Annotated in this window: 1 protein-coding gene; it reads left to right on the forward strand. The window is 45.4% G+C overall.

The features are described from left to right. On the forward strand, positions 1-614 hold a 614-nt coding region (locus ACYVTD_RS15500), incomplete at both ends, for a 3'-5' exonuclease family protein (RefSeq protein WP_461248595.1).

A 614-nucleotide genomic window follows, 5' to 3' on the forward strand; every position in this document is an offset into this window, starting at 1 on the left:
TTGATCCAAGCGTGAAGCCCACTCAGTCAACCGCCGATCAAAATACCGTTACGCAAAATTCTTCGGAGCAGGAAACGGACAGCGAAGCTCAAATGGAAGCGTTATCTTTTCCGGCGGCGGAGCAAAGTCTCCTTGGGGACGGAGTATATAAAACGATTCTTAATATTGATGAATTAAACTCTATTTTGGAACAGGCAAAAAAACAAAAACTTTTAGCTCTCGATTTTGAGACAGATTCCCTTGACGCATGGCGTTCCCACCCTATCGGCATTTCGCTTGCGATAAAACCAAAAGAGGCGTTTTATGTTCCTGTCGCTCCCCACGGCATTGGCGAAGTGCTTTCGGAATTTAATGATCCTGAAAAAGTCCGCTCCCTGCTTTCCCCCCTGTTTGCAGATAACGAGATGACAATTGCCGCACATAACGCCAAGTTTGATTACAAAGTTAGCCGAGGTTGGGGAATTGACCGCTGGAAGTGCAAAATCTGGGACACAATGACTGCGGCATGGGTTGTTGATCCTGAACGTAACGCTTATTCATTGGACTCGCTTGTTTCTTACACTTTTGATTGCACTCCCCTAAAATATATGGACATAGTGCCAAAAGGCATGACA

This window comes from Treponema sp. R6D11 (assembly GCF_054786075.1).